We start from the raw sequence: 23,597 nt of genomic DNA on the forward strand, positions 1-23,597 counted from the left end.
AGTGGGTCAGTTTTCAACCGGTAGGGTGGGTCAGTTTTGCATCGGTACTGACAAGAACGCAGGGTCCCGAGAAAACTCACGTCGATGGGGTCGCCCGCGAAGCGTTCGTCTTTAAGAATAGCTGTAACCCCGTTTTCCCCTAAAAGCTCCAGCGCAGCATCCAAACAGCCACGTGGTAACGCAACATGTTTGGGGAAGTTCTGGGCACAGCCGATAATCCTTGGCTTGTTCCACACTGACATGCGCATGGCCTGAGCTTTGTAGAACTCAGGATTTTGAAAGGCAGCGAGCCGGACAAGCTGGTTTGCCAATGGCTGTGGCAATTCCGACTTTTCAAAGTAAATTAAGTTAGCCAGCGTGATGTTGACAGCAGCAGGCAACGGGCATGTCAATTTACGTGATCTCGATTCACGATCTTTCCAAGGTTCTGCATCACCTTCGTCATCGACATAGGCGACCCCTAGAGGGTCCCGATTACCCATCGCCTGGATAATAACGGGCTGGATATCTTCTGGACTCATGCGCTGAATCGATGCCAGGAAGGCCCATTGATCAGGATGAGGCTCAAGCGAGTCGTCTACAAAAACGCTATTGTTTTGGGCCCTGGCCCGCTTTTGCAAAGGGAGCGCGATGAGATTTCCAAAGCCGCCTTTGGGCATATAGTCCTGGTTTGGAAACAGTCGATCATAGGAGCTGAGCGCCAACTGGCGGGTGCGCTCACAGGCATGACTGATGATTGCGGCACCGAGGCGGCGCGCATCGCAGGCAGGAACATTACGCTCAAAGAAAATCCAGCCATGAGCCCCTTGGCCTGAGCGCGATATTTCCAGCGCCACCGGGACGTTCAGCTCATGGCATGACTGCACAAAAGCTTTGGAATCATCACGCCATTCGGCCTCATCGAAGTCGACCGCCAAAAAATAACAAGTGTCATCAGAGAGTAGGGGGTAGATACCAACGACCACTTCGCCCGCCAGATGGCGATAGACCACCTCATCGGTCAGCGGAAGCAGCTGGCGGTTACCGCAGTCGCCACATTTAATTCGGGGCTTCTCACAAACGCCAGGCCTCCATTCGTTTGCGCAAGCGGGTGCGTATCCTGATTTGCCTGCCTTGCTTTCCCAGCGGATGGGATAAACGTCCGTCCTACCACGAAACAAGCTTCGGAATAGGGCAAGCTTTCCATCAGTATCGAGTTGCTGTGATTGTTCTGCTTGGACAATCGCTATCTTGACTGGCTCAGCAGGCGGGCGCCATTCGATGCCATGAGCATCCAGCAAGGCAACCAATCTTGCATTCTCAGCCCTTAGCTTCGCCACCAGACTACTGTTTATCACCGCCTTCAGCCTCTACGTCTCAGGTGAAGCCTGTAGCCTCGAGCTACAACCCTCAGTCCATCAGTAATACATAGAGGTTATCAAACAACAGAGGTTAGGTTCAGGGGCTCAAGAGGTCCGCCCTAATCCCCGTCAAGTCGTTGGCTGGCTCAATCTGCCGGTGAGGGATACAGAGCGCGCAGTTGCTGGCATTCGGCTAACGTGGAAAATTCCAGGATTTTCCTAGGCGCAGAGTGATCAGGCTTGTGATCAGCAGGTAGTAGTAGCGCGTCGATTTCGAGTTTGAGCTCATGTGATGGTTCAAAAACCAAACGAGATGCTTTCTTTGCCATGTCCATGGATTATCTCGGCTCCAGCGTTCAGAAATGGCTGCTTGAATAGTCTTGGCCTGGCGGATGTGACGTTCGCGTGTGGCATGTGCGCCAGTCAGTGCCCCAGCCAAGAAGATCTCCATATCGAATGGTTTATTCATACCCGACCACCGATGTACGCCGATACCACGTCGATTCGACCGTGTCCCAGCTCATAGCTGATTTGTAAGCGGGCCTCTCGATCAAGGCGTGGATCGAGGCGCCTGCACCTGCCACCGTTGATGGGCGCTAGGTGATGGGTGATCTGCTCATAGCGTTCGCACGCATAAGCCGCGCGCAGTTCGTGGAAGCCTTTGAGGTTGTGCGTATGGAGGATATCTCGGGCGGGGCGGACGATTTCCCGTTGGAAATCAAGGTAGCTCTCGTTCGGTGCCAGGAGGTTGCGGCTACCGTCGGGAGAGACCTGTTCGGCGTACCTGAGCGCTTCGCGAATATGGTCATCCACCGTGATCCAACGAGGCGCGGTTGCGCCGCCGCGGCCACCTTTGGTGCCGTCCTGGATGTTGATCTTGTCGTAGTGTTCGGCTTCACGCTTGAGTCGCGGTAGGTCGGCCAGAATCGCTTCTCGCAGACGCATGCCAGTGGCACGTGCCAATTGAGCGATGGCGGCGGCACGCGGATGCTGTTCGCGGAGCGCTTCGACGATGCGCATCACGTGTTCGTGATCTTGGCCTTGAGGATTTGTCGTGCGCACGGTGATGCGCTGTGTTCCCAAAGCCTTGCTCGGACTTGGCACTTTCACATATTGATCACCGCGAAGCGCAGCCATGGTCCGATTCACGCTGGACAGCCGATTTTGTGCGGTAGCGATGGCGAGATCGCTGCGCTCAACCAGGTGACGCAGATGCGCCGCGTAATCCAGCAAGGTCTGCCGATCAATCTGCCGAGCATCGTTAAACCCCGGGCCATCCTCCGACCGACACCAGCGCACAAACGCCTGCCAGCGATCACCGTGCGCCTTCACCGTGCCGTAATGCCCGCCGCCAAACAGATCTTTTAGCGCTTGCGGCCCGGCATAGCTCAGCTGCCGACCATAGCCAAAATTGCGCCCATCCCGTCTACCGACCAACGCCATGATCACATTCCTCTCGAAGCCAAACTCTTAAAACCTTCCCCCACGTCATCCCGCCAAGAATGTTGAGTGTTATCAGGGATCAAGGCCCCTGCGACCTGTGAGGGTTGTCCACTAACGCGGGACTGGCGGCTCCTTACGACCGGGAGCTTGGGCATCTCATGATCTGGCCTCCTGAACACTTCCGAGGAAGTGGGCGGGTGGAGGCTGCATTGGCTGACGAGACCAGCGCCGCGAGATCCTGAGTCAGGTGAAGGCAGTGAAGCGACGACCGGGGCATACCTGACTGTCAGTCAGGTGCAGTCCATTCCGTGGGCTGCGGCACCATCATCGGCATCGCTGTTGCTGGTGACATCGGTGTTTGTCGCGCCGATTGTCACGAGGGGGAATGCCGCAAAGCCTGGTACGAGGTGGGCTGCAGCAGTGGTAGGTGCGCCCGTCTCTTTCCGGAAGAAAGAGACGGGCGCAGGTTGGCGCAATGAAATGGCCACGCGGATAGGTTGCTGCAGGGCAGCTAAAAAGGGGTATGAGTTGCCGCAGTGGCACTCTGGTAGAAGTAGGCATCCATCACATCGCTGTGACCGTGCGAGCCGCCGGACGCTAATCGCACTTTGGGAGAACCACCACGGTGTGGCGTAGCCTTAAAGGTTCTGGCTACCTGGGTTGCTGTCAACGACAGCGCTTTGCCCGATCTTTTCTACGCCTGTGGATAATTCGGGTCAAGTCTCGAATTTTCGGGAGTTCTGCGGCTGTGGATGAAATTATCCACCGGTGGAAATCAGTGGTTTTCCACAGACAGTTGCGTGGGCTTTAGATTTTTTAAGTGAGGTCCATCCAAGCAGGGCGGCTTTGCAGCCCTGTTTGGATGGACCCGCGTGGACAAGCGGATCGCTGAGATATGAAGGCCGAGCGCTTACTCAGTTGCGCCACGTTTTGCTTTTAAGCGAGTGACGTTTGGGCCGGTCTGATTGGCGAATTCGCGTGGGCTGACATGCTTCTGCTGATTAGCCTCAAGGTAGCGACTCCACCAGTTCATGATCAGCCTGCGCTCCTCGATGAACTCGGCCTTGTGGATGTAGGCGGCGCGGACGTTGTTGCGTTCCTTGTGGCTCATCTGCCGCTCGATGGCTGTGTCCGTCCACAAACTTGACTCGATCAGTGCGCTGCAGGCCATCGAACGAAACCCATGCCCACAGATCTCGGATTTGGTGTCGTACCCCATCTTCCTAAGCGCGCTGTTCACCGTGTTTTCGGACATTGGTTTCCAAGACTTGGTATCGCCTGCGAACACCAAGTCAAATTTGCCTGTGATTGCGTGGATCTGCTCGAGCAGGGCGATCGCTTGCGGCGATAAGGGTACAAGATGGATATCGCCTGCCATCTTCGTACCCCTTGTGGAAAAGGGTACGCCTTCCAACGCTGGTCGCGTGTCGGGTATTTCCCAGACACCACGTTTGAGGTCGAACTCGCTCCAGCGGGCGAAGCGCAGCTCGCTGGAGCGTACAAACACGTGCAGCGACAGCAAGACCGTCAGCCGGGTAAGTGCGCGGCCTTTATAGGTGTCGATCCGTTCCTGCAATTCAGGCAAGCGCGATAAGGATAAGGCGGGGCGGTGGACGACCCGCGAGGCTTTGATCGAGCCTACGAGGTCGTAAGCAGGGTTTACGGTGATAAGCCGGAGGCGCTTTGCCTCGCGCATGATGCTCTGCAGGTAGTTTTGTACCCTTAAAGCAATGTCTATCGTTCCGCGCTTCTTAATCGCGTCCAGGGGCCGCATAAGGTCGTGGGTATCAAGGTCGACAATGGCGCGGGCGCCGATCAGCGGGAAGAGGTGAGTTTTGAGGCGACTCATCACTGTCTTGGAATAGTCCGGTGCCCACTTGGCTGACATTTCCGTGTGCCAGCCGAGGGCAACGCTTTCAAAGGTGCGGCCTTTGATCAGAGCGTCCGTCTTGGCTTGGTTCTTGGCTCCTATAGGGTCAATGCCATCCGCCAGCATTCGCTTGACCTCCAAGCGCTTGCGGCGCGCATCCGCGAGGCCAACGATGGGGTAGTTGCCGAATGAGGTCAATCCTTCCCGGCCATCAGGTTTGACGTATCTGAGACGCCAGCCTTTGCGGCCATTGGGTTGGACTAGAAGGTAAAGGCCGTCGCCGTCGAAAAGCTTGTAGGCGCGGTCTGTGGGCTTGGCCGAACGGCAAGCGGCGTCGGAGAGTGGAGCAGTAGTGCGCGACATAAGGGTACTCCCTTTTATCGAACTGACCTTTATCCCAAACTCTACCCTTAAAATGGCTGGTATCCACCGGAATCCGACAGAACGCCAAAACGAAAAAACCCGCCAGAAGGCGGGTTTTTCGGGGGTTTCAGAGATTTTGAAAGCCTTCTCTGGAACCTTGTCTGGCTCCACGACCTGGACTCGAACCAGGGACCCAGTGATTAACAGTCACTTGCTCTACCAACTGAGCTATCGCGGAATGGCGTCTATGTTACTGATTCAAAAAGAGAAGTCAAGCCTCTGTTGGCAGTTTGATGTTTTCATCGGATCAGAGGGGGTTATCGGCCATTGGCGGTTACCAGAATCGCGGTAGAGGTCTACCATGGTCGCCCGGAAGTGGTGACACGCGCTGCCGGCCCTCAGCCGAAAAGGTATGCGCCATGAATCACCCAAGCCTCGCACCTCAAAACAGTGGGGTGTTCGCATGAGCATCGCTCAGATCAGCCTGCCCAAAGGCGTTGGCCCGCACGCCGAGAAACTGTTCGACGCCATCACTCAGGCCGGCACCGCTGACGAATTGAACCGCGCGGGCGGCAAGGCCGAAGGATTTGTTTTGGGCCTGGAAAGCACCAAGGCAATCAAAAGCCAGGTGGCCGAGTCGCTCTATGTGGCCTATGACGACGCAGCCAGCCAGCGTGCAACCGAACTGGCTTAACCGCCGAAGGTAATGGTGCCGAGCATCAGCTTGGCGTACAGCATCGTGGCGGTCAGTTGCACCAGCCACAACGCCAGGCCGCCAAGGAACACGCCTGCAGCCACTTGCAGCACCAGGTTATTACCGCGTTTGGCCGAGGAGCGGGGCACGAAGTGGTCCAGCTCGTCGCGGTCGGCGCGTAGGTCATCGTTTTTCATGTGGGTTCTCAAGAGTTCTCGGGTGTACTCATAACCTGTGGGAGCCGGGCTTGCCCGCGAAGGTGGCGGCACATCCAGCATGTGACAGATAGACCGCTTTCGCGAGCAAGCCCGCTCCCACATTTTTGATCTGCGTGCAGTCTAGAGCGACCGGTCGCTGAACTGGGAATTATCAAAGACAAATAAAAAACGGGAAGCCATATGACTTCCCGTTTTCAATCACGCGACGACTCAGATCACCTGAACGATGGCCTTGGTCACGGCGTCGATGTTGCTCTGGTTCAGCGCGGCAACGCAGATGCGGCCGGTGTCCAGGGCGTAGATGCCGAACTCGTTGCGCAGACGGGTCACTTGCTCAACCGTCAGGCCGGAGTAGGAGAACATGCCGCGCTGGCGACCGACGAAGCTGAAATCGCGCTGTGGAGCGTTTTTCGCCAGCAGGTCAACCATCTGGATGCGCATGCCGCGAATCCGCAGGCGCATTTCTGCCAGTTCCTCTTCCCACTGGGCGCGCAGGACCGGGCTGTTCAGCACGGCGGCGACGATGCTTGCACCGTGGGTCGGCGGGTTGGAGTAGTTGGTGCGGATCACGCGTTTGACTTGCGACAGCACGCGCGCGCTTTCTTCTTTCGATTCGCTGACGATCGACAGGGCGCCAACGCGCTCGCCGTACAGCGAGAAGGATTTGGAGAACGAGCTGGAAACGAAGAAGGTCAGGTCCGATTCGGCGAACAGGCGCACGGCAGCGGCGTCTTCATCGATGCCGTCGCCAAAGCCCTGGTAGGCCATGTCGAGGAATGGCACGTGACCTTTGGCCTTGACCACTTCCAGCACGTTTTTCCAGTCCGCCGGGCTCAGGTCCACGCCGGTCGGGTTGTGGCAGCAAGCGTGCAGCACAACGATGGAGCCGGACGGCAGGGCGTTCAGGTCTTCCAGCAGGCCGGCGCGGTTAACGTCGTGAGTCGCAGCGTCATAGTAGCGATAGTTCTGCACCGGGAAACCAGCGGTTTCGAACAGCGCGCGGTGGTTTTCCCAGCTCGGGTCGCTGATTGCCACGACGGCGTTCGGCAGCAGTTGCTTGAGGAAGTCGGCACCGATTTTCAGTGCGCCGGTACCGCCGACGGCCTGGGTGGTGATGACCCGGCCAGCGGCGATCAGCGGCGAATCATTGCCGAACAGCAGTTTCTGCACAGCCTGGTCGTAGGCGGCGATGCCGTCGATCGGCAGGTAGCCACGGGAAACGTGTTGAGCGGCGCGAATCGTCTCGGCTTCGACAACGGCGCGCAGGAGTGGGATTCGCCCCTCCTCGTCGCAGTAAACACCAACCCCCAGGTTGACCTTGTTGGTACGGGTATCGGCATTGAATGCTTCGTTGAGGCCCAGGATTGGATCGCGTGGTGCCATTTCGACAGCGGAGAACAGGCTCATTATTGCGGCGGCTCTGAATGGAGTGTGGAGGGACGTGTCGCGCTCCAGCCGAATGCACTAGAGCGGTGCACAAACGGGGAGCTAGTATAGAGGCCATCACCGATTGATGGCGACAGTCGATTCGGCTTTTACGGTAAGTTTTTCGAATTATTTTTCGATCGTTGGTCGAGTGATGTCGTCAAAGGTTTTACCCGATGTAGGACGTTTGCCTTGAAAGCGATGGCAATCGGCTCCACATTGAGCACAATCCAGTTTTTTCCTCGGGCGACATCGGTCGTTTGCGGTCTTTTTCGTTGCTGTCCGGTTTGACCGGACAGGCGCGAATCCCCGCACCGAGAACCGAGAGGTATTTATGTCTGAATTCCAGCTAGTCACCCGCTTCGAGCCCGCCGGCGATCAGCCGGAAGCCATCCGCCTGATGGTCGAGGGTATTGAAGCCGGGCTGGCGCACCAGACGTTGCTCGGTGTGACCGGCTCGGGCAAGACCTTCAGCATCGCCAACGTGATCGCCCAGATACAGCGCCCGACGCTGGTGCTGGCGCCCAACAAGACGCTGGCCGCGCAGTTGTATGGCGAATTCAAGGCGTTCTTCCCGAACAATGCCGTTGAATACTTCGTGTCCTATTACGACTACTACCAGCCCGAAGCCTACGTGCCGTCATCCGACACCTTCATCGAGAAGGATGCCTCGATCAACGACCACATCGAGCAGATGCGTCTGTCCGCCACCAAAGCGCTGCTGGAGCGCAAGGATGCAATCATTGTCACCACGGTGTCGTGCATCTACGGTCTGGGCAGTCCGGAAACCTATTTGAAGATGGTGTTGCACGTGGATCGCGGCGACAAGCTCGACCAGCGTGCGCTGCTGCGTCGCCTGGCCGACCTGCAATACACCCGCAACGACATGGATTTCGCCCGGGCGACCTTCCGGGTGCGCGGCGATGTGATTGATATCCACCCGGCGGAATCCGATTTCGAAGCGATCCGCATTGAGCTGTTCGATGACGAAGTGGAGAGCCTGTCCGCCTTCGACCCGCTGACCGGTGAGGTCATCCGCAAACTGCCGCGTTTCACCTTTTATCCGAAGAGCCACTACGTGACGCCGCGCGAAACCCTGCTCGAAGCTACCGAAGGGATCAAGGTCGAATTGCAGGAGCGCCTGGAATACCTGCGCGCCAATAACAAACTGGTGGAAGCTCAGCGACTGGAGCAGCGCACCCGTTTCGACCTGGAGATGATCCTCGAACTGGGCTACTGCAACGGCATCGAAAACTACTCGCGCTACCTCTCGGGCCGTGAGTCCGGCCAGGCGCCCCCAACTTTGTTCGACTACCTGCCGGCGGACGCCTTGCTGGTGATCGACGAATCTCACGTCAGCGTGCCGCAAGTCGGCGCCATGTATAAAGGTGACCGTTCCCGTAAAGAGACGTTGGTGGAGTACGGTTTCCGCTTGCCCTCGGCCCTGGACAACCGGCCGATGCGTTTCGACGAGTTCGAAAGCATCAGCCCCCAAACGATTTTTGTCTCGGCCACGCCGGGCAATTACGAGGCGGAGCACGCCGGCCGAGTGGTCGAGCAATTGGTGCGACCGACTGGCCTGGTGGACCCGCAAATCGAAATCCGTCCGGCATTGACTCAGGTCGACGACTTGCTCTCGGAAATCACCAAGCGCGTGGCCCTGGAAGAGCGGGTGCTGGTGACCACGCTGACCAAGCGCATGTCCGAAGACTTGACCGATTACCTGGCCGACCACGGCGTGCGCGTGCGTTATCTGCACTCGGACATCGACACCGTGGAGCGGGTCGAAATTATCCGTGACTTGCGTCTTGGCGTCTTCGATGTGCTGGTGGGGATCAACCTGCTGCGTGAAGGCCTGGACATGCCGGAAGTCTCGCTGGTGGCGATTCTCGACGCGGACAAGGAAGGTTTCCTGCGTTCCGAGCGCTCGCTGATCCAGACCATCGGCCGGGCGGCGCGCAACCTCAATGGTCGGGCGATTCTGTATGCGGATCGCATCACCGGTTCCATGGAGCGGGCGATTGGCGAAACCGAACGTCGTCGCGACAAGCAGATCGCCTTCAACCTGGCCAACGACATCACGCCGAAGGGGGTGTTCAAGGACGTCGCCGACATCATGGAAGGCGCGGTCGTGCCGGGTTCGCGCAGCAAGAAGCGCAAAGGCATGGCCAAGGCCGCCGAGGAAAGTGCCAAGTACGAGGCGGAACTGCGCTCGCCGAGCGAGATCAGCAAACGCATTCGTCAGCTGGAAGAAAAGATGTACCAGCTCGCCCGCGACCTGGAATTCGAAGCCGCCGCGCAGTTGCGCGACGAAATCGGCAAGTTGCGGGAGCGGTTGATCGCGGTTTGATTTGTGGTGTCTGACAGGGCCTCTTCGCGAGCAAGCCCGCTCCCACAGTTGACCGAGTTGTCCAGGCGGACGCGGTCTACTGTGGGAGCGGGCTTGCTCGCGAAGGCGTACGACTGAACGCCATATTCGTCAGCTAAAGCGCTTCCCCCCAGCCCTCAACCCACCTCGGCCTACGAGTGATGTGGAGGTAAATACCCCACTCACTGGAGCCGGGCGGCTATCGCCTGTTACCATTCGCCTCTTGTTTGATCTTCGCTTTTATTCTTTTCGAGACATGCCATGACCACCGTCCGCACTCGCATCGCGCCATCACCTACCGGGGACCCCCACGTAGGTACCGCTTACATCGCTTTGTTCAACTACTGCTTTGCCAAGCAGCATGGCGGTGAGTTCATCCTGCGGATCGAAGATACCGACCAACTGCGTTCGACCCGCGAGTCCGAACAGCAGATTTACGACGCCCTGCGCTGGTTGGGTATCGACTGGAGCGAAGGCCCGGACGTCGGCGGCCCGCACGGTCCTTACCGTCAAAGTGAGCGCGGCGACATCTATCAGAAGTACTGCCAGCAACTGGTCGATATGGGTCATGCCTTCCCGTGCTTCTGCACGGCTGAAGAATTGGACCAGATGCGCGCCGAGCAAATGGCGCGTGGCGAAACCCCGCGTTACGACGGCCGTGCGCTGTTGCTGTCCAAGGAAGAAGTCGCGCGCCGCCTGGCCGCTGGCGAACCACACGTCATCCGCATGAAAGTGCCGACCGAAGGCGTGTGCGTGGTGCCTGATATGCTGCGGGGCGACGTCGAGATCCCGTGGGATCGCATGGATATGCAAGTGCTGATGAAGACCGACGGCCTGCCGACGTACTTCCTGGCCAACGTGGTCGATGACCACTTGATGGGCATTACCCACGTTCTGCGCGGTGAAGAATGGCTGCCATCGGCACCGAAACTGATCCTCTTGTACGAATACTTCGGCTGGGAACAACCGCAGCTGTGCTACATGCCGCTGCTGCGTAACCCGGACAAGAGCAAGCTGTCCAAGCGCAAGAACCCGACCTCGGTGACGTTCTACGAGCGCATGGGCTTCATGCCGGAAGCGATGCTCAACTACCTGGGCCGCATGGGCTGGTCGATGCCGGACGAGCGCGAGAAGTTCTCCCTGCAGGAAATGGTCGACAACTTCGACCTGAGCCGCGTCTCCCTCGGTGGGCCGATTTTCGACATCGAGAAGCTGTCGTGGCTCAACGGTCAGTGGTTGCGTGACCTGCCGGTGGAAGAGTTCGCCGCTCGTCTGCAAACGTGGGCACTGAACCCTGAGTACATGATGAAAATCGCACCGCACGTGCAGGGCAGGGTTGAAACCTTCAGCCAGGTCGCACCGCTGGCCGGCTTCTTCTTCGCCGGTGGCGTGAACCCGGACGTCAAGCTATTCGAATCCAAAAAGCTCTCGGGTGATCAGGTTCGTCAGTTGATGCAGTTGATTTTGTGGAAGCTGGAAAGCCTGCGTCAGTGGGAGAAGGACAGCATCACTGCAACCATTCAGGCGGTGGTCGAATCCCTGGAGTTGAAGCTGCGTGATGCGATGCCGCTGATGTTCGCCGCGATCACTGGGCAGGCCAGCTCGGTGTCGGTACTCGATGCGATGGAAATCCTCGGTCCGGACCTGACCCGTTTCCGTCTGCGTCAGGCCATCGACCTGCTGGGCGGCGTGTCGAAGAAGGAAAACAAGGAGTGGGAAAAACTGTTGGGCAATATCGCCTAAGGTCGTTTGATCCTGCGTAGGAGCTGCCGAAGGCTGCGATCTTTTGATCCTGCTCTTCGGCGCCACCCCCGTTTTTCGGGGGGAGGGCGGTAAGTGATTGTTATGGCGACAAAAAATTTTGGAAATTGTTAAAAATAAGTTTGACAGCCTTCCGATGCGCCATTAAGATTCGCCCCGTCCTCAGCGATGAGGGGCTATAGCTCAGCTGGGAGAGCGCTTGCATGGCATGCAAGAGGTCGACGGTTCGATCCCGTCTAGCTCCACCAATTTACACTTCAAGGTCTGGCCACCCCGGCCTTGAAGCGATCAACACTCAGCGTTGATCAGTTGTATAGAAGGGTTTGCGTCCCCTTCGTCTAGTGGCCTAGGACACCGCCCTTTCACGGCGGTAACAGGGGTTCGAGTCCCCTAGGGGACGCCAGTTTTACAGAAGCGATGTTGCAAGATGTCGCTCCGCCGCGAGGCGAAAAATCCGGGGCTATAGCTCAGCTGGGAGAGCGCTTGCATGGCATGCAAGAGGTCGACGGTTCGATCCCGTCTAGCTCCACCAATTTTACAGTTCAAGGTCTGGCCACACCGGCCTTGAATCGATCAGCTCTCAGCACTGATCAGTTGTATAGAAGGTTTTGCGTCCCCTTCGTCTAGTGGCCTAGGACACCGCCCTTTCACGGCGGTAACAGGGGTTCGAGTCCCCTAGGGGACGCCACGATTACCCGCTCTGCGGGATTTTATAAGGGTCATTCAATTATTGAATGGCCCTTTTGTTTGTCTGGCGTTTGGCCAACTCTCCTTTTTCCTCAAACTGTTCTTCAGACCGGCGGTCGCATTCACGACTTGCGGAAAATTATTATGAGAATAATATTCTATTCGTAATATTCGGAGGCAACGATGAACGATAAAAAAGCTCAAACCCGCGAACGCATCCTCAAGGCTGCCAGTGCAGCGCTGATCCAGCGCGGCCCGGCCGAGCCGAGCGTGGGCGAAGTGATGGGCGCGGCCGGGCTGACGGTCGGCGGCTTCTATGCGCATTTCGAAAGCAAGGACGCATTGATGCTGGAAGCGTTCAAGCAGCTGCTCAGCCATCGTCGTGCCTTGATCGCCGACATGGACGCCGAGTTGACCGGCGAAGAGCGTCGCGCGTTGGTCGCGGCGTTCTACCTGTCGCGCAAACACCGTGATTCGACCGAGCAGGCATGCCCGATTCCAGCGTCGGTCGGCGAGTTGGGCCGTCTGCCGGACGAATTTCGTGTGGCATTGAATGAGCATGTTGAGTTGATGGCCGCTCAGTTGGCGGCCAGCCCGGAAGAGGCCGACAAAGCCTTGGCCGACATGGCCTTGATGGTCGGTGGTTTGGCTTTGGCGCGGGCGCTGGGGCCAGGAGAGTTGTCCGATCGATTGCTGCGCGCCGCCAAGTCGGCGGTGTTATGACCTAAAGGCGTCAGCCTGAGGAGATGGGCGATGAACACGTTGAGCTGGGTTCGTGGCGTTAATGGCACCTTGGGCTGGTTCGCGCCGAAGCTGGTGGCGAGCAAGATGCGTCTGGCATTCATGACCCCGCGGCAATTGCTGCCGCGTGACTGGGAGCTGCCACTGCTGGCGAAATCCGAAAGAATCACCTTGCGCTTCGGTCTCTCGGCGCTGCGTTGGGGACAAGGGCCGGCGGTGTTGTTGATGCACGGCTGGGAGGGCCGGCCGACACAGTTTGCCGCGCTGATCACGGCGCTGGTCGATGCCGGTTACACCGTGGTTGCCCTGGACGGCCCGGCTCATGGTCGTTCGCCTGGTCGCGAGGCTAATGTGGTGCTGTTCGCTCGGGCGATGCTCGAAGCGGCCGCTGAATTGCCGCCGCTGCAAGCGGTGATCGGTCACTCCATGGGCGGCGCCAGTGCCATGCTCGCAGTTCAGTTGGGTTTGCGCACCGAAACCCTGGTCTCGATCGCCGCCCCGGCGCGAATTCTCGGGGTACTGCGTGGGTTCGCACGCTATGTACGCCTGCCGCCCAAAGCCCGTTCGGAGTTTATTCGCCATGTCGAGAAAGACGTCGGCATGCGCGCCGCTGCGCTGGATGTTGCGCGCTATCAGCTCGACATGCCGGGGCTGATCGTCCATGCCGAAGACGACAACTTTGTTCCAGTCAAGGAATCCCAATTGATCCACGAAGCCTGGTTCGACAGCCGTCTGTTGCGCCTGGAAGAGGGCGGTCATCAGCGGGTACTGGCCGATCCGCGGGTGATCGACGGGGTTCTCTCGCTGCTGGCCGGTCGAAGCCTGCAATCGCGCCAATCGGCCTGAGCTTCCGTTACACTGCCCCGGTCGAAATAATCTGACCGGGAGTGGGGCATGGGCTGGGATCGGGCAACGCCGTTTATCATTGATCTGGAAGTGGGCGCCGAGGACATCGACGGGCTGGGCCACGCGAACAACGCGGTGTACGTGACCTGGCTCGAGCGCTGCGCCTGGCGCCACTCGCAACGGCTGGGCCTGGATCTGGTCGAGTACCGGCGGCTGGATCGGGCGATGGCGGTGGTGCGACACGAGATCGATTATCTGGCTGCTGCCTATGAGGGCGATGAGTTGCAGTTGGCGACCTGGATCGTCGATTGGGACCAGCGCCTGAAAATGACCCGACACTTTCAGTTGAAGCGTCCTAGCGACAACACGACGTTGCTGCGGGCGCAAACCACTTTCGTGTGTATCGAACTGTCGACCGGCAAGCCCAAACGCATGACGGCGGAATTCATCGAGGGCTACGGGCCCGCGTTGCAGGTGTTGGATTCAGCGAAAATCTAATGTGGGAGCGGGCTTGCTCGCGAAGCGGCGTATCAAACAACTTATGTTTCGACTGACACACCGCTTTCGCGAGCAGGCTCGCTCCCACAAGGGGCACAAGGGGATCTGCGATGTTCTGCAGATTCCTCGCGCAATCCAGTAAACTGCAGCACGTTTTTCGTTGAGTGTGTTTTTCATGCAAATTGCTTTGGCGCCCATGGAGGGGTTGGTCGACAACATCCTGCGGGACGTGCTGACCCGTGTGGGCGGTATTGATTGGTGCGTGACCGAATTCATTCGGATCAACGATCAGCTGCTCACGCCTGCCTATTACCACAAGTTCGGCCCGGAACTGCTGACCGGTGCCCGAACCGCAACCGGTGTGCCGCTGCGGGTGCAACTGCTGGGCTCCGATCCAGTGTGCCTGGCGGAAAACGCCGCACTGGCCTGCGAGTTGGGTTCCGAAGTCATCGACCTGAACTTTGGCTGCCCGGCCAAGACCGTCAACAAATCCCGTGGCGGCGCTGTGCTGCTCAAAGAGCCTGAACTGCTCAATGAAATTGTCGAACACGTCCGTCGGGCGGTGCCAGCGCACATTCCAGTGACCGCCAAGATGCGCCTCGGTTTCGACAGCCCGGACGGTGCGCTAGTCTGCGCCACGGCCCTGGCTGAAGGCGGCGCGGCGCACATCGTGGTTCATGCGCGGACCAAGACCGATGGCTACAAGCCGCCGGCTCACTGGGAATGGATCCCTCGGGTGCAGGACGTGGTCAAGGTGCCGGTGTTTGCCAACGGCGACATCTGGAGCGTCGAAGACTGGCGTCGTTGCCGCGAGATCAGCGGCGTCGAAGACATCATGCTCGGTCGTGGACTGGTATCGCGCCCGGATCTGGCCCGGCAAATCGCTGCCGCCCGCGCCGGTGAAGACGTCATCGAGATGACCTGGGCCGAGCTGCTGCCGCTGATTCAGGACTTCTGGCTGCAAGTCAAAGCGCAGATGACACCGCGTCAATCGCCGGGTCGCTTGAAGCAATGGCTGGCGATGCTGACCCGCAATTATCCTGAAGCGGTAGCGCTGTTCACCGTCCTGCGTCGTGAGACCGAACTGGATAATGTCTCGCGTTTGCTGGGTCTGCAGGTCTCTGAAGCGGCCTGAAGCTACTTTTAAAAAACAGAAAAAGAGCTCTTGAAAAGTAATCAGCGGTCCTTATCTAAGGATTACGCGATGCCGAATTCGGGTCGCGGAGACAAAAAACTTGCTGATTATGTTCAGGAGATTTGAATCATGAGTACTGCATTTTCCCTGGCCCCACTGTTCCGTTCCTCGGTAGGTTTCGACCGTTTCAACGACCTGTTCGAAACCGCCCTGCGCAATGAGCCAGGCAGCACCTATCCACCCTACAACGTTGAAAAATACGGCGATGATCAATACCGCATTGTCGTAGCAGCCGCCGGTTTCCAGGAAGAAGACCTGGACCTGCAAGTGGAGAAAGGTGTGCTGACCATCAGTGGCGGCAAACGTGACGCGGACGAAAGCGTCACTTACCTGTACCAAGGCATCGCTCAGCGCGCCTTCAAACTGTCGTTCCGTCTGGCGGACCACATTGAAATCAAGGCCGCCGAACTGCGCAACGGTCTGTTGAGTATCGATTTGCTGCGCGTGATTCCGGAAGAAGCGAAAGCCAAACGCATCCCGATCAACGGGACGGAAAAACCGGCTCTACAGCACTGAGCCAAGTAACAAAAAGGGCGCCATTCACTGGCGCCCTTTTTTGTGCCTGTGTCCGACTCATTTAAGGAGTTTCTGAAACTCCTCCACCGGCAACGGCCGACTGTGCAAATACCCTTGATACAAATGGCAGCCCAGCCCCTGCAAAAACGCCAGTTGCTCCAGATTTTCTACCCCTTCGGCGATGACTTCCAACTCCAGACTGCGCGCCATGGCGACGATGGCGCGAATGATTTCGGCATCGTTGGGGTCGGTGGTGGCGTCGCGGATGAACGACTGGTCGATTTTCAAGGTGTCTACCGGTAGACGCTTGAGGTAGGTCAGCGAGGAATAACCGGTGCCGAAATCGTCCATGGCAAAACTCACGCCGAGTTTTTTCAGACGACGCATTTTGCTGATGGTGTCGTCCAGGTTCTGGATGACGATGCCTTCGGTAATTTCCAGTTTCAACAACGAGCAGGGCAGGTCGTGGCTGCCGAGGCTGTGTTCGATGCGTTCGACGAAATCGTTCTGACGGAATTGCCGGGGGCTGATGTTCACACACAGGCTGAAATTGAGCGGGTCGATCAGGCCTTTGGCGGTCAGTTGTTTGAAGGCCTTGCAGGCTTCGTCGAGGATCCAGGTGCCGACTTCCAGAATCAGCCCGCTGTCTTCCAGCACCTTGATGAACTCGGTGGGCGATTGCGCGCCCAGTTGTGGATGGTGCCAGCGCACCAACGCCTCGGCGCCGGTTATGCGGTTGTCGCGGGCATCCACCTGAGGCTGGTATTGCACGCTGAATTCACCCCGGGAAAGGGCCAGACGCAGGTCGGTTTCCATGCGCAGGCGTTCGCTGGCGGCCTTTTGCATGGTGTTGTGATACATCTGCGTGGTGTTGCGGCCCGAATCCTTGGCGCGGTAAAGGGCGATATCGGCGCGTTTGAGCAGGTCGGTCGGAGTCGAGCCGTGGTCGGGAATCAGCGCGATGCCGATGCTCGGCGTCACTTGCAGGCGCTGTCCGTCGAGGAACATCGGTTCGGACAGCAGTTCGCGCAAGGTGTCCGCCAGCTCCCGGACCTGGGCGCTGACGTCACTGCGCGAGCCTTCCAGGCCGCTGAGCAGTACCACGAATTCATCACCGCCCAGGCGCGCGACGGTGTCCTCCATGCGCACACTGGCTTCAAGGCGCGCGGTGATGATCTTCAGCACCGTGTCGCCCACCGGGTGACCGAGGGAGTCGTTGATGTGCTTGAAGTGATCGAGGTCGAGGAACATCAGCGCGCCGCGCAGGTTGTGGCGTTTGAGCAGGGCGATCTGCTGGCTCAGACGATCCATCAACAGTGCGCGGTTGGGCAGGTTGGTCAGCGGGTCGTGGTAAGCCAAGTGACGGATCTGCGCTTCGGCGTTTTTCAGCAAGCTGACGTCCCGCGCGGTCAGCAGCAGGCACGCCGTTTCGTTGAGGGTGATCGGCTCCACCGAGACTTCGACAGTCAGCAGCTCACCGCGTTTGTTGCGCCCGAGCATCTCCTGATGGTGAACCCGGCCCTTGATCTGTAGCTCCGCCAGCAACGCCGAGCGTTGTTTCTCTTCGGCCCAGATACCCACCTGATATACCGTGCGGCCGACCACTTCATCGGCGCGGTAGCCAGTCAGGCGACAGAAACCATCGTTAACTTCCAGGTAGCGTCCGGTGTCGCGCTCAGTAATGGTGATGGCGTCGGGGCTGGAGTGGAAGGCCTTGGCGAACTTCTCCTCGCTGGCCTTGAGCGCCGCTTCCGAGCGTTGCTGCTGGGTGATGTCGCGCAGGGTGGTGACGATGCAGGGTTGGTCGCCGACGCTGATCTGCCGGCTCGATATCACGCAGGTCAGGGACTGCCCGTCCTTGTGCTGAACGATGATCGCCACATTGTTCAGACCCTGTTCGCGGATGACCCGCTCGATCCTTTGCAGGCTTTTCGCCGAAGCGTCCCACAGACCGATTTCGTCTGCGCTGCGGCCAATCACGTCGCCGGTGCTCCAACCGAATGTCTGAGTGAAACTGGAGTTGATCTCGATGAAATGGCCGGTGTCCTGGCGCGTGACGCAAATCGGGTCCGGGCTGACCTGAAACAGGGTGGCGAATTTCTCTTCCGACGCCACCAGTTGCTGTTCGCGTTCCACCTGATCAGTGATGTCCAGCAGTGTGCCGGCCATGCGCAGCGGGGTGCCGTGCTCATCGCGGTAGAGTCTGGCGCGGCTTTCCAGGTAGCGCGAACTGCCGTCCTGCAACTGCACCCGGTACGTCAGTTGATAATTGCCGGCCGGGCCTTCGCGCAAGCTGCGGTAGGCGTCGCGCATGGTGTCGCGTTCTTCGCCGGGCACGCCTTCGAAAAACGCATCGAAGGATTCATGGAAGGGTTTGGGGTCCAGCCCATGCAACTGGGCGGCCCGCGCCGAGCCGTAAAGCATGCCGCTGGGAATGTGCCAGTCCCAGGTGCCGAGTTGCGCCGAGTCCAGGGCCAGGTCGAGGCGTTCCTGGCTGTCTTTGAGGGCGTGCTCGGCGATTTTGCGTTCGGTGGTGTCAAGGAACGTGCTCAGCAGATAAGGCTGGCCTTCGAGTTCGACCTTTTGCGCACTGAGAATGCCGTCGTGAACCTGCCCATTGCTGGCGCGAAATTGCACCTCCATGTTGATCAGCTCGCCTTTGGCCTTGGTGGCCTTGACCAGTTGCACCCGTTGCTCCGGGTTGACCCAAAGGCCCAGTTCCAGCGTGGTTCGGCCGATAGCGTCTTGTACCGGCCAGCCGAACAGGCTTTCGAAATACTGGTTGGCTTCGCTGATCAAGCCGTCTTCCTGACGGGTCAACAGGACCATGTTCGGGCACAAGTGAAACAGCGTGGCGAAGCGTTTTTCCGAGCTGCTCAGCGCCTGTTCGCGCTGGCGCTGATGGGTGATTTCACGAATGACCCCAATCATGCGCGGCCGGCCGTTTTTGTCCGGCAGCAGGCTGCCGTTGATCTCCAGCCAATGCAGGCTGCCATCGGGCCAGCGGATGCGGTGGTGCATCGCTTGTTCCAGCGGGGCGCCGGCGATCACTGCATTGAAGGCGCGGATGGCTTTCGCCCGATCCTCCTGGGGCAGCAGGTCAAGGTATTCCAGGTCCTCGGGCAACGGTTGCCGGGGATCGAAGCCGAACAGCGCCTGAGTACCCCGAGACCAACTGATCTGCCCCCGCTCGATGTCCCAATACCAGGCGCCTAGCCGAGCGCCGTTAAGGGCCGCCAGCAACTGCGGGGCGTTTTCCCAGCTCTGCTCGGACCGTTTGGGGTCAAGTGCCTGAATTCGCGGCATCGGCGGCATACGTTCAACAGATTTGGGCATGGATGACAGGCCTTGGGCTGAATTGGGCGTTAGGCACAGGGTTTTGGGGCTCTATAGGCGTAGCACAAAAAGAAGCAGCACAGCTTAGCTGCGAGTCCCTGGCTGATCGATTTGTGCATCCAGCAGAGCCATGAAGGCCCGTGCCGCGTTCGACAGCGTCCGTTCGGTGTGCAGGATATAGCCTAGCTGGCGAGTGAGCTGTATGCCCGGCAAAGGTATGCGCGCCACTTGATCGTCCAGCATGGTGCGCGGCAAAACGCTCCAGGCGAGGCCGATCGAGACCATCATTTTTATGGTTTCCAGATAATTCGTGCTCATGGCGATGTTCGGCGTCAGGCCCTGGGCCTCGAACAGACGCTGCACGATGTGGTGGGTAAAGGTGTTGCCGCCGGGGAAAACCGCGGGATGCAGGGCGATATCCGCCAGGCTGACCGGACCGTTAGCGATCAGCGAATGTTCCGGGGCGACCACGAAATCCAGCGGGTCGTCCCACACGGGCGTGGCCTTGACCAGTGCGTGGGGCTCCGGTGCAAGAGTGATTACCGCCAGTTCGGCGCGGCCATGGAGGATTTCTTCGTAGGCCACTTCCGAATCGAGGAACTGAATATCCAGCGCCACTTGTGGGTAGCGTCGCGTGAACTCCCTTAATAAGGGCGGCAAACGGTGCAGGCCAATGTGATGACTGGTGGCCAATGTCAGGCGACCGGAGACTTCGCCGGTCAGGTTGGTCAGGGCGCGGCGGGTGTCATCCAGTACATTGAGGATCTGATAGGCCCGTGGCAGCAGGGCGCGACCGGCTTCGGTCAAGCTGACTTCCCGGCCCAGTCGATCGAACAGCCGCACCTTCAATTGTTGTTCCAGCCCGGCGATGCGTTTGCTGATGGCGGGTTGCGTCAGGTGCAGCCGTTCGCCGGCACCGGAGAAGCTTCCAGTCTCGGCAATCGCGATAAAAGCATTGAGGTTGGCGAGGTCCATGATGATGTCTCAGTTGTATTCCAGATGGTTATGCAAAGCATGAAAAATATGAATTTGAGTTATTTAATGTAACCCCCTAGGATCGACCTCACAAGCCAAGGGGTTATTGAAATTGCTCAAGACCCGGAGGTCTGTGTGGCGAGTTTGTTGGGTCAAATTCGGATGCCGGAGGTTCATAGCCAAGGAGCTGCGACGAGTCATAGCTGGCTATGGCGAGGAGCAGCAACGCAGGATATGGGCTTCCGGCGCCGAAGTTGACCCAACAGAACTCGCTACACAGACCTCTCCGGCATAGAAACAAGCTGATGAGGAAACCGTCTGATGGCCGGCAAAACGCTCTACGACAAGCTCTGGGATTCGCATTTGGTCAAGCAGCGCGACGATGGCTCGGCGCTGATCTACATCGATCGTCACATCATCCACGAAGTGACCTCGCCGCAAGCCTTCGAAGGCCTGCGTCTGGCCGGGCGCAAGCCTTGGCGCATCGATGCCAATATCGCGACCCCGGACCACAACGTTCCGACTACTCCGGAGCGCAAGGGTGGTATCGAAGCGATTGTCGACCAGGTCTCGCGTTTGCAGGTTCAGACCCTCGACGATAACTGTGACGAATACGGCATCGTCGAATTCAAGATGAATGATGTGCGCCAAGGCATCGTCCACGTCATCGGCCCGGAGCAGGGCGCAACCTTGCCGGGCATGACCGTGGTTTGCGGCGACTCCCATACCTCGACCCACGGCGCATTCGGTGCGTTGGCTCACGGTATCGGCACTTCCGAGGTCGAGCACGTGCTCGCCACTCAGTGCCTGGTCGCGAAAAAGATGAAGAACATGCTGGTGTCCGTCGAAGGCCAATTGCCGTTCGGTGTGACCGCCAAGGACATCGTCCTCGCGGTAATCGGCAAGATCGGCACCGCCGGCGGTAACGGCCATGCCATCGAGTTTGCCGGTAGCGCGATTCGCGACTTGTCCGTTGAAGGCCGCATGACCATTTGCAACATGGCGATCGAAGCCGGCGCTCGCGTTGGCCTGGTGGCCGCCGACGAAAAAACCGTGGCTTACGTCAAGGGCCGTCCATTTGCTCCGAAAGGCGCGGAATGGGACTTGGCTGTCGAGGCCTGGAAAGACCTGGTTTCCGACGCGGATGCCAAGTTCGACACCATCGTCGAACTCGATGCTACTCAGATCAAACCGCAAGTCAGCTGGGGTACCTCGCCTGAGATGGTCTTGGCTGTTGATCAGAACGTTCCCGATCCTGCGAAGGAAATGGACCTGGTCAAGCGTGGCTCCATCGAACGCGCGTTGAAGTACATGGGTTTGACCGCCAATCAGGCAATCACCGACATTCAGCTGGACCGCGTATTCATTGGCTCCTGCACCAACTCGCGGATCGAAGACCTGCGCGCCGCTGCCGTGATCGCCAAGGGCCGCAAAGTGGCTTCGACCATCAAACAGGCCATCGTGGTGCCGGGTTCGGGGCTGGTGAAGGCTCAGGCCGAATCCGAAGGTCTGGACAAGATTTTCCTCGACGCCGGTTTTGAATGGCGCGAGCCGGGTTGCTCGATGTGCCTGGCGATGAACCCGGACCGTTTGGAATCGGGCGAGCATTGCGCGTCGACCTCCAACCGTAACTTCGAAGGCCGTCAGGGCGCCGGTGGCCGTACCCACCTCGTCAGCCCGGCCATGGCCGCCGCCGCCGCTGTGAACGGTCGTTTCGTCGACGTCCGTGAATTGATCTAAAGGAGCGCAGCATGAAAGCTTTTACCCAGCACACTGGTCTTGTCGCGCCTTTGGATCGTGCCAACGTCGACACCGATCAGATCATTCCGAAGCAGTTCTTGAAGTCGATCAAGCGCACCGGTTTCGGCCCGAACCTGTTCGATGAGTGGCGTTACCTGGATGTCGGCCAGCCGTATCAGGACAACTCCAAGCGCCCGTTGAACAAGGACTTCGTCCTCAATGCCGAACGTTATCAAGGTGCGAGCGTGTTGCTGGCCCGTGAGAACTTCGGCTGCGGCTCCAGCCGCGAACACGCGCCGTGGGCGCTGGAAGAGTACGGTTTCCGCAGCATTATCGCGCCGAGCTATGCCGACATCTTCTTCAACAACAGCTTCAAGAACGGCTTGCTGCCGATCATCCTGAGCGACGCTGAAGTGGATGAACTGTTCCAGCAGGTAGAGGCGACTCCGGGCTATCAGTTGCAGGTTGATCTGCAAGCCCAGACCGTGACCCGTCCGGATGGCAAGGTGTTGAATTTCGAAATCGATGCCTTCCGCAAACACTGCCTGCTCAATGGCCTGGACGATATCGGCCTGACGTTGCAGGACCACGAGGCGATTGCCGCGTTTGAAGCCAAACACCGCGCGAGCCAGCCGTGGTTGTTTCGCGACGCGTGATTTTGCGTAAGGCGTGATGACGCCATCGCGAGCAGGCTCGCTCCCACATTTGAAATGCATTCCCCTGTGGGAGCGAGCCTGCTCGCGATGAGGTCCGAATACACACCACAAGATTCACCCAAAAAGGAAGTCCCATGACCAGCACCGCCCAGCACAGTCAGGTAGTACAAAAGCAATTCGGTGAACAGGCCTCGGCCTATCTGAGCAGCGCCGTACACGCTCAAGGCACTGAATTCGCGCTGCTACAGGCTGAACTGGCAGGGCAGGGCGATGCCCGCGTGCTCGACCTCGGTTGCGGTGCCGGTCACGTAAGTTTTCACGTGGCTTCGCTGGTCAAGGAAGTGGTGGCTTATGACCTGTCCCAACAGATGCTCGACGTGGTGGCCACTGCTGCCGTCGATCGCGGCTTGAACAACGTGTCTACCGTACTGGGTGCCGCCGAGCGCTTGCCGTTCGCTGACGGCGAGTTCGATTTCGTCTTCAGCCGTTATTCGGCACACCATTGGAGCGATCTCGGGCTGGCCCTGCGGGAAGTTCGCCGGGTACTGAAGCCGGGCGGGGTGGCGGCGTTCATCGATGTGTTGTCGCCGGGTAGCCCATTGTTCGACACTTACCTGCAAAGCGTCGAAGTGCTGCGCGACACCAGCCACGTGCGCGATTATTCTGCCGGTGAGTGGTTGCGTCAGGTCAGCGAAGCGGGGTTGCATACCCGCAGCACCACGCGCCAACGGCTGCGTCTTGAATACACCTCTTGGGTTGAGCGCATGCGCACGCCGCAGGTGATGCGCGCGGCGATCCTCGAGTTGCAGCAGTCGATGGGCAACGAAGTACGCGAATATTTTGAGATTGAGGCCGATGGTTCGTTCAGTACAGATGTACTCGTGCTGATGGCTGAACGATAAGCGCCAAGACTTTTTCCGGGTAC

At 58.7% G+C, this 23,597-nt stretch carries 19 protein-coding genes and 5 tRNA genes; 15 read left to right on the forward strand and 9 right to left on the reverse strand.

The features are described 5' to 3' along the window. The 5 genes from BK662_RS01885 to BK662_RS01910 all read right to left on the reverse strand — a co-directional run. Nucleotides 1–1,337: TOTE conflict system archaeo-eukaryotic primase domain-containing protein (locus BK662_RS01885; RefSeq protein WP_375538980.1), on the reverse strand; the 1,337-nt coding region annotated here is incomplete at its 3' end. 196 nt (nucleotides 1,338–1,533) lie between these two features. Then, complete coding sequence (locus tag BK662_RS01890; protein WP_123356267.1) at nucleotides 1,534–1,809, reverse strand: hypothetical protein; 276 nt, start codon at nucleotides 1,807–1,809, stop codon at nucleotides 1,534–1,536. Continuing rightward, the gene (locus BK662_RS01895) at nucleotides 1,806–2,783 is read right to left on the reverse strand and encodes an integrase domain-containing protein (protein ID WP_095965277.1); all 978 of its coding nucleotides are present in this window, start codon (nucleotides 2,781–2,783) and stop codon (nucleotides 1,806–1,808) included. The genes BK662_RS01890 and BK662_RS01895 overlap by 4 nt, the downstream gene beginning before the upstream one ends. 910 nt (nucleotides 2,784–3,693) lie before the next feature. Next, a complete protein-coding gene (locus tag BK662_RS01905; protein ID WP_123356269.1) occupies nucleotides 3,694–5,016 on the reverse strand; it encodes a tyrosine-type recombinase/integrase in 1,323 nt (440 codons plus the stop codon). A 162-nt stretch (nucleotides 5,017–5,178) separates the two neighbouring features. Continuing rightward, nucleotides 5,179–5,254, reverse strand: a tRNA-Asn gene (locus BK662_RS01910). 225 nt (nucleotides 5,255–5,479) lie between these two features. Between BK662_RS01910 and BK662_RS01915 the strand changes: the two genes are divergently transcribed. After that, nucleotides 5,480–5,710 (forward strand): hypothetical protein, encoded by a 231-nt coding sequence (locus tag BK662_RS01915; protein ID WP_123356271.1) that lies wholly within the window; start codon nucleotides 5,480–5,482, stop codon nucleotides 5,708–5,710. Here BK662_RS01915 and BK662_RS01920 read toward each other — a convergent pair. Continuing rightward, on the reverse strand, nucleotides 5,707–5,907 hold the full coding sequence (locus tag BK662_RS01920) for a hypothetical protein (RefSeq protein WP_007905992.1): 201 nt from the start codon (nucleotides 5,905–5,907) through the stop codon (nucleotides 5,707–5,709). The genes BK662_RS01915 and BK662_RS01920 overlap by 4 nt on opposite strands. Nucleotides 5,908–6,138: 231 nt before the next feature. Next, nucleotides 6,139–7,335 carry an amino acid aminotransferase gene (locus tag BK662_RS01925; protein ID WP_123356273.1) on the reverse strand — a complete coding sequence of 399 codons (1,197 nt, stop codon included), beginning with the start codon at nucleotides 7,333–7,335 and terminating at the stop codon, nucleotides 6,139–6,141. A gap of 352 nt (nucleotides 7,336–7,687) precedes the next feature. Here BK662_RS01925 and uvrB point away from each other — a divergent pair, with 352 nt between their 5' ends. The 11 genes from uvrB (at nucleotide 7,688) to BK662_RS01980 (ending at nucleotide 15,965) form a co-directional block, all read left to right on the forward strand. After that, on the forward strand, nucleotides 7,688–9,703 hold the full coding sequence (gene uvrB, locus BK662_RS01930; RefSeq protein WP_123356275.1) for an excinuclease ABC subunit UvrB: 2,016 nt from the start codon (nucleotides 7,688–7,690) through the stop codon (nucleotides 9,701–9,703). Between the two features lie 279 nt (nucleotides 9,704–9,982). Then, entirely contained in the window at nucleotides 9,983–11,464 is a 1,482-nt protein-coding gene (gene gltX, locus BK662_RS01935; RefSeq protein ID WP_123356277.1) for a glutamate--tRNA ligase, read from the forward strand. A gap of 190 nt (nucleotides 11,465–11,654) precedes the next feature. Next, nucleotides 11,655–11,730: transfer RNA gene (locus tag BK662_RS01940), tRNA-Ala, on the forward strand. 79 nt (nucleotides 11,731–11,809) lie between these two features. Continuing rightward, nucleotides 11,810–11,885: transfer RNA gene (locus BK662_RS01945), tRNA-Glu, on the forward strand. A gap of 53 nt (nucleotides 11,886–11,938) precedes the next feature. Continuing rightward, nucleotides 11,939–12,014 (forward strand) — tRNA-Ala (locus tag BK662_RS01950). Between the two features lie 80 nt (nucleotides 12,015–12,094). Further along, nucleotides 12,095–12,170, forward strand: a tRNA-Glu gene (locus BK662_RS01955). Between the two features lie 182 nt (nucleotides 12,171–12,352). Further along, nucleotides 12,353–12,892 (forward strand): TetR/AcrR family transcriptional regulator, encoded by a 540-nt coding sequence (locus tag BK662_RS01960; RefSeq protein ID WP_123356279.1) that lies wholly within the window; start codon nucleotides 12,353–12,355, stop codon nucleotides 12,890–12,892. Nucleotides 12,893–12,922: 30 nt separating this feature from the next. Further along, nucleotides 12,923–13,756 (forward strand): alpha/beta fold hydrolase, encoded by an 834-nt coding sequence (locus BK662_RS01965; RefSeq protein WP_123356281.1) that lies wholly within the window; start codon nucleotides 12,923–12,925, stop codon nucleotides 13,754–13,756. Nucleotides 13,757–13,804: 48 nt separating this feature from the next. Continuing rightward, nucleotides 13,805–14,254 (forward strand): acyl-CoA thioesterase, encoded by a 450-nt coding sequence (locus BK662_RS01970; protein WP_123356283.1) that lies wholly within the window; start codon nucleotides 13,805–13,807, stop codon nucleotides 14,252–14,254. A 175-nt stretch (nucleotides 14,255–14,429) separates the two neighbouring features. Next, nucleotides 14,430–15,389 (forward strand): tRNA dihydrouridine synthase, encoded by a 960-nt coding sequence (locus BK662_RS01975; protein WP_123356285.1) that lies wholly within the window; start codon nucleotides 14,430–14,432, stop codon nucleotides 15,387–15,389. A gap of 129 nt (nucleotides 15,390–15,518) precedes the next feature. Next, nucleotides 15,519–15,965 (forward strand): Hsp20 family protein, encoded by a 447-nt coding sequence (locus BK662_RS01980; RefSeq protein WP_008075938.1) that lies wholly within the window; start codon nucleotides 15,519–15,521, stop codon nucleotides 15,963–15,965. Nucleotides 15,966–16,022: 57 nt separating this feature from the next. Here the strand turns inward: BK662_RS01980 and BK662_RS01985 are convergent, their stop codons facing one another. Further along, nucleotides 16,023–19,301, reverse strand: a complete 3,279-nt coding sequence (locus BK662_RS01985; protein ID WP_123356287.1) for a sensor domain-containing protein — start codon at nucleotides 19,299–19,301, stop codon at nucleotides 16,023–16,025. Between the two features lie 84 nt (nucleotides 19,302–19,385). After that, nucleotides 19,386–20,276 (reverse strand): LysR family transcriptional regulator, encoded by an 891-nt coding sequence (locus BK662_RS01990; RefSeq protein WP_123356289.1) that lies wholly within the window; start codon nucleotides 20,274–20,276, stop codon nucleotides 19,386–19,388. Nucleotides 20,277–20,597: 321 nt separating this feature from the next. Between BK662_RS01990 and leuC the strand changes: the two genes are divergently transcribed. The 3 genes from leuC (at nucleotide 20,598) to BK662_RS02005 (ending at nucleotide 23,574) form a co-directional block, all read left to right on the forward strand. Next, nucleotides 20,598–22,016 carry a 3-isopropylmalate dehydratase large subunit gene (gene leuC / locus BK662_RS01995; RefSeq protein ID WP_123356291.1) on the forward strand — a complete coding sequence of 473 codons (1,419 nt, stop codon included), beginning with the start codon at nucleotides 20,598–20,600 and terminating at the stop codon, nucleotides 22,014–22,016. Nucleotides 22,017–22,027: 11 nt separating this feature from the next. After that, nucleotides 22,028–22,672, forward strand: a complete 645-nt coding sequence (gene leuD / locus BK662_RS02000; protein ID WP_123356294.1) for a 3-isopropylmalate dehydratase small subunit — start codon at nucleotides 22,028–22,030, stop codon at nucleotides 22,670–22,672. Nucleotides 22,673–22,806: 134 nt separating this feature from the next. After that, nucleotides 22,807–23,574, forward strand: coding sequence for a class I SAM-dependent methyltransferase (locus BK662_RS02005; RefSeq protein WP_038980074.1), 768 nt, complete (start codon nucleotides 22,807–22,809; stop codon nucleotides 23,572–23,574). Nucleotides 23,575–23,597 lie beyond the last annotated feature (23 nt).

The organism is Pseudomonas frederiksbergensis (assembly GCF_003732275.1).
In the GTDB taxonomy this organism is placed as follows: Bacteria; Pseudomonadota; Gammaproteobacteria; order Pseudomonadales; family Pseudomonadaceae; genus Aquipseudomonas; species Aquipseudomonas frederiksbergensis_H.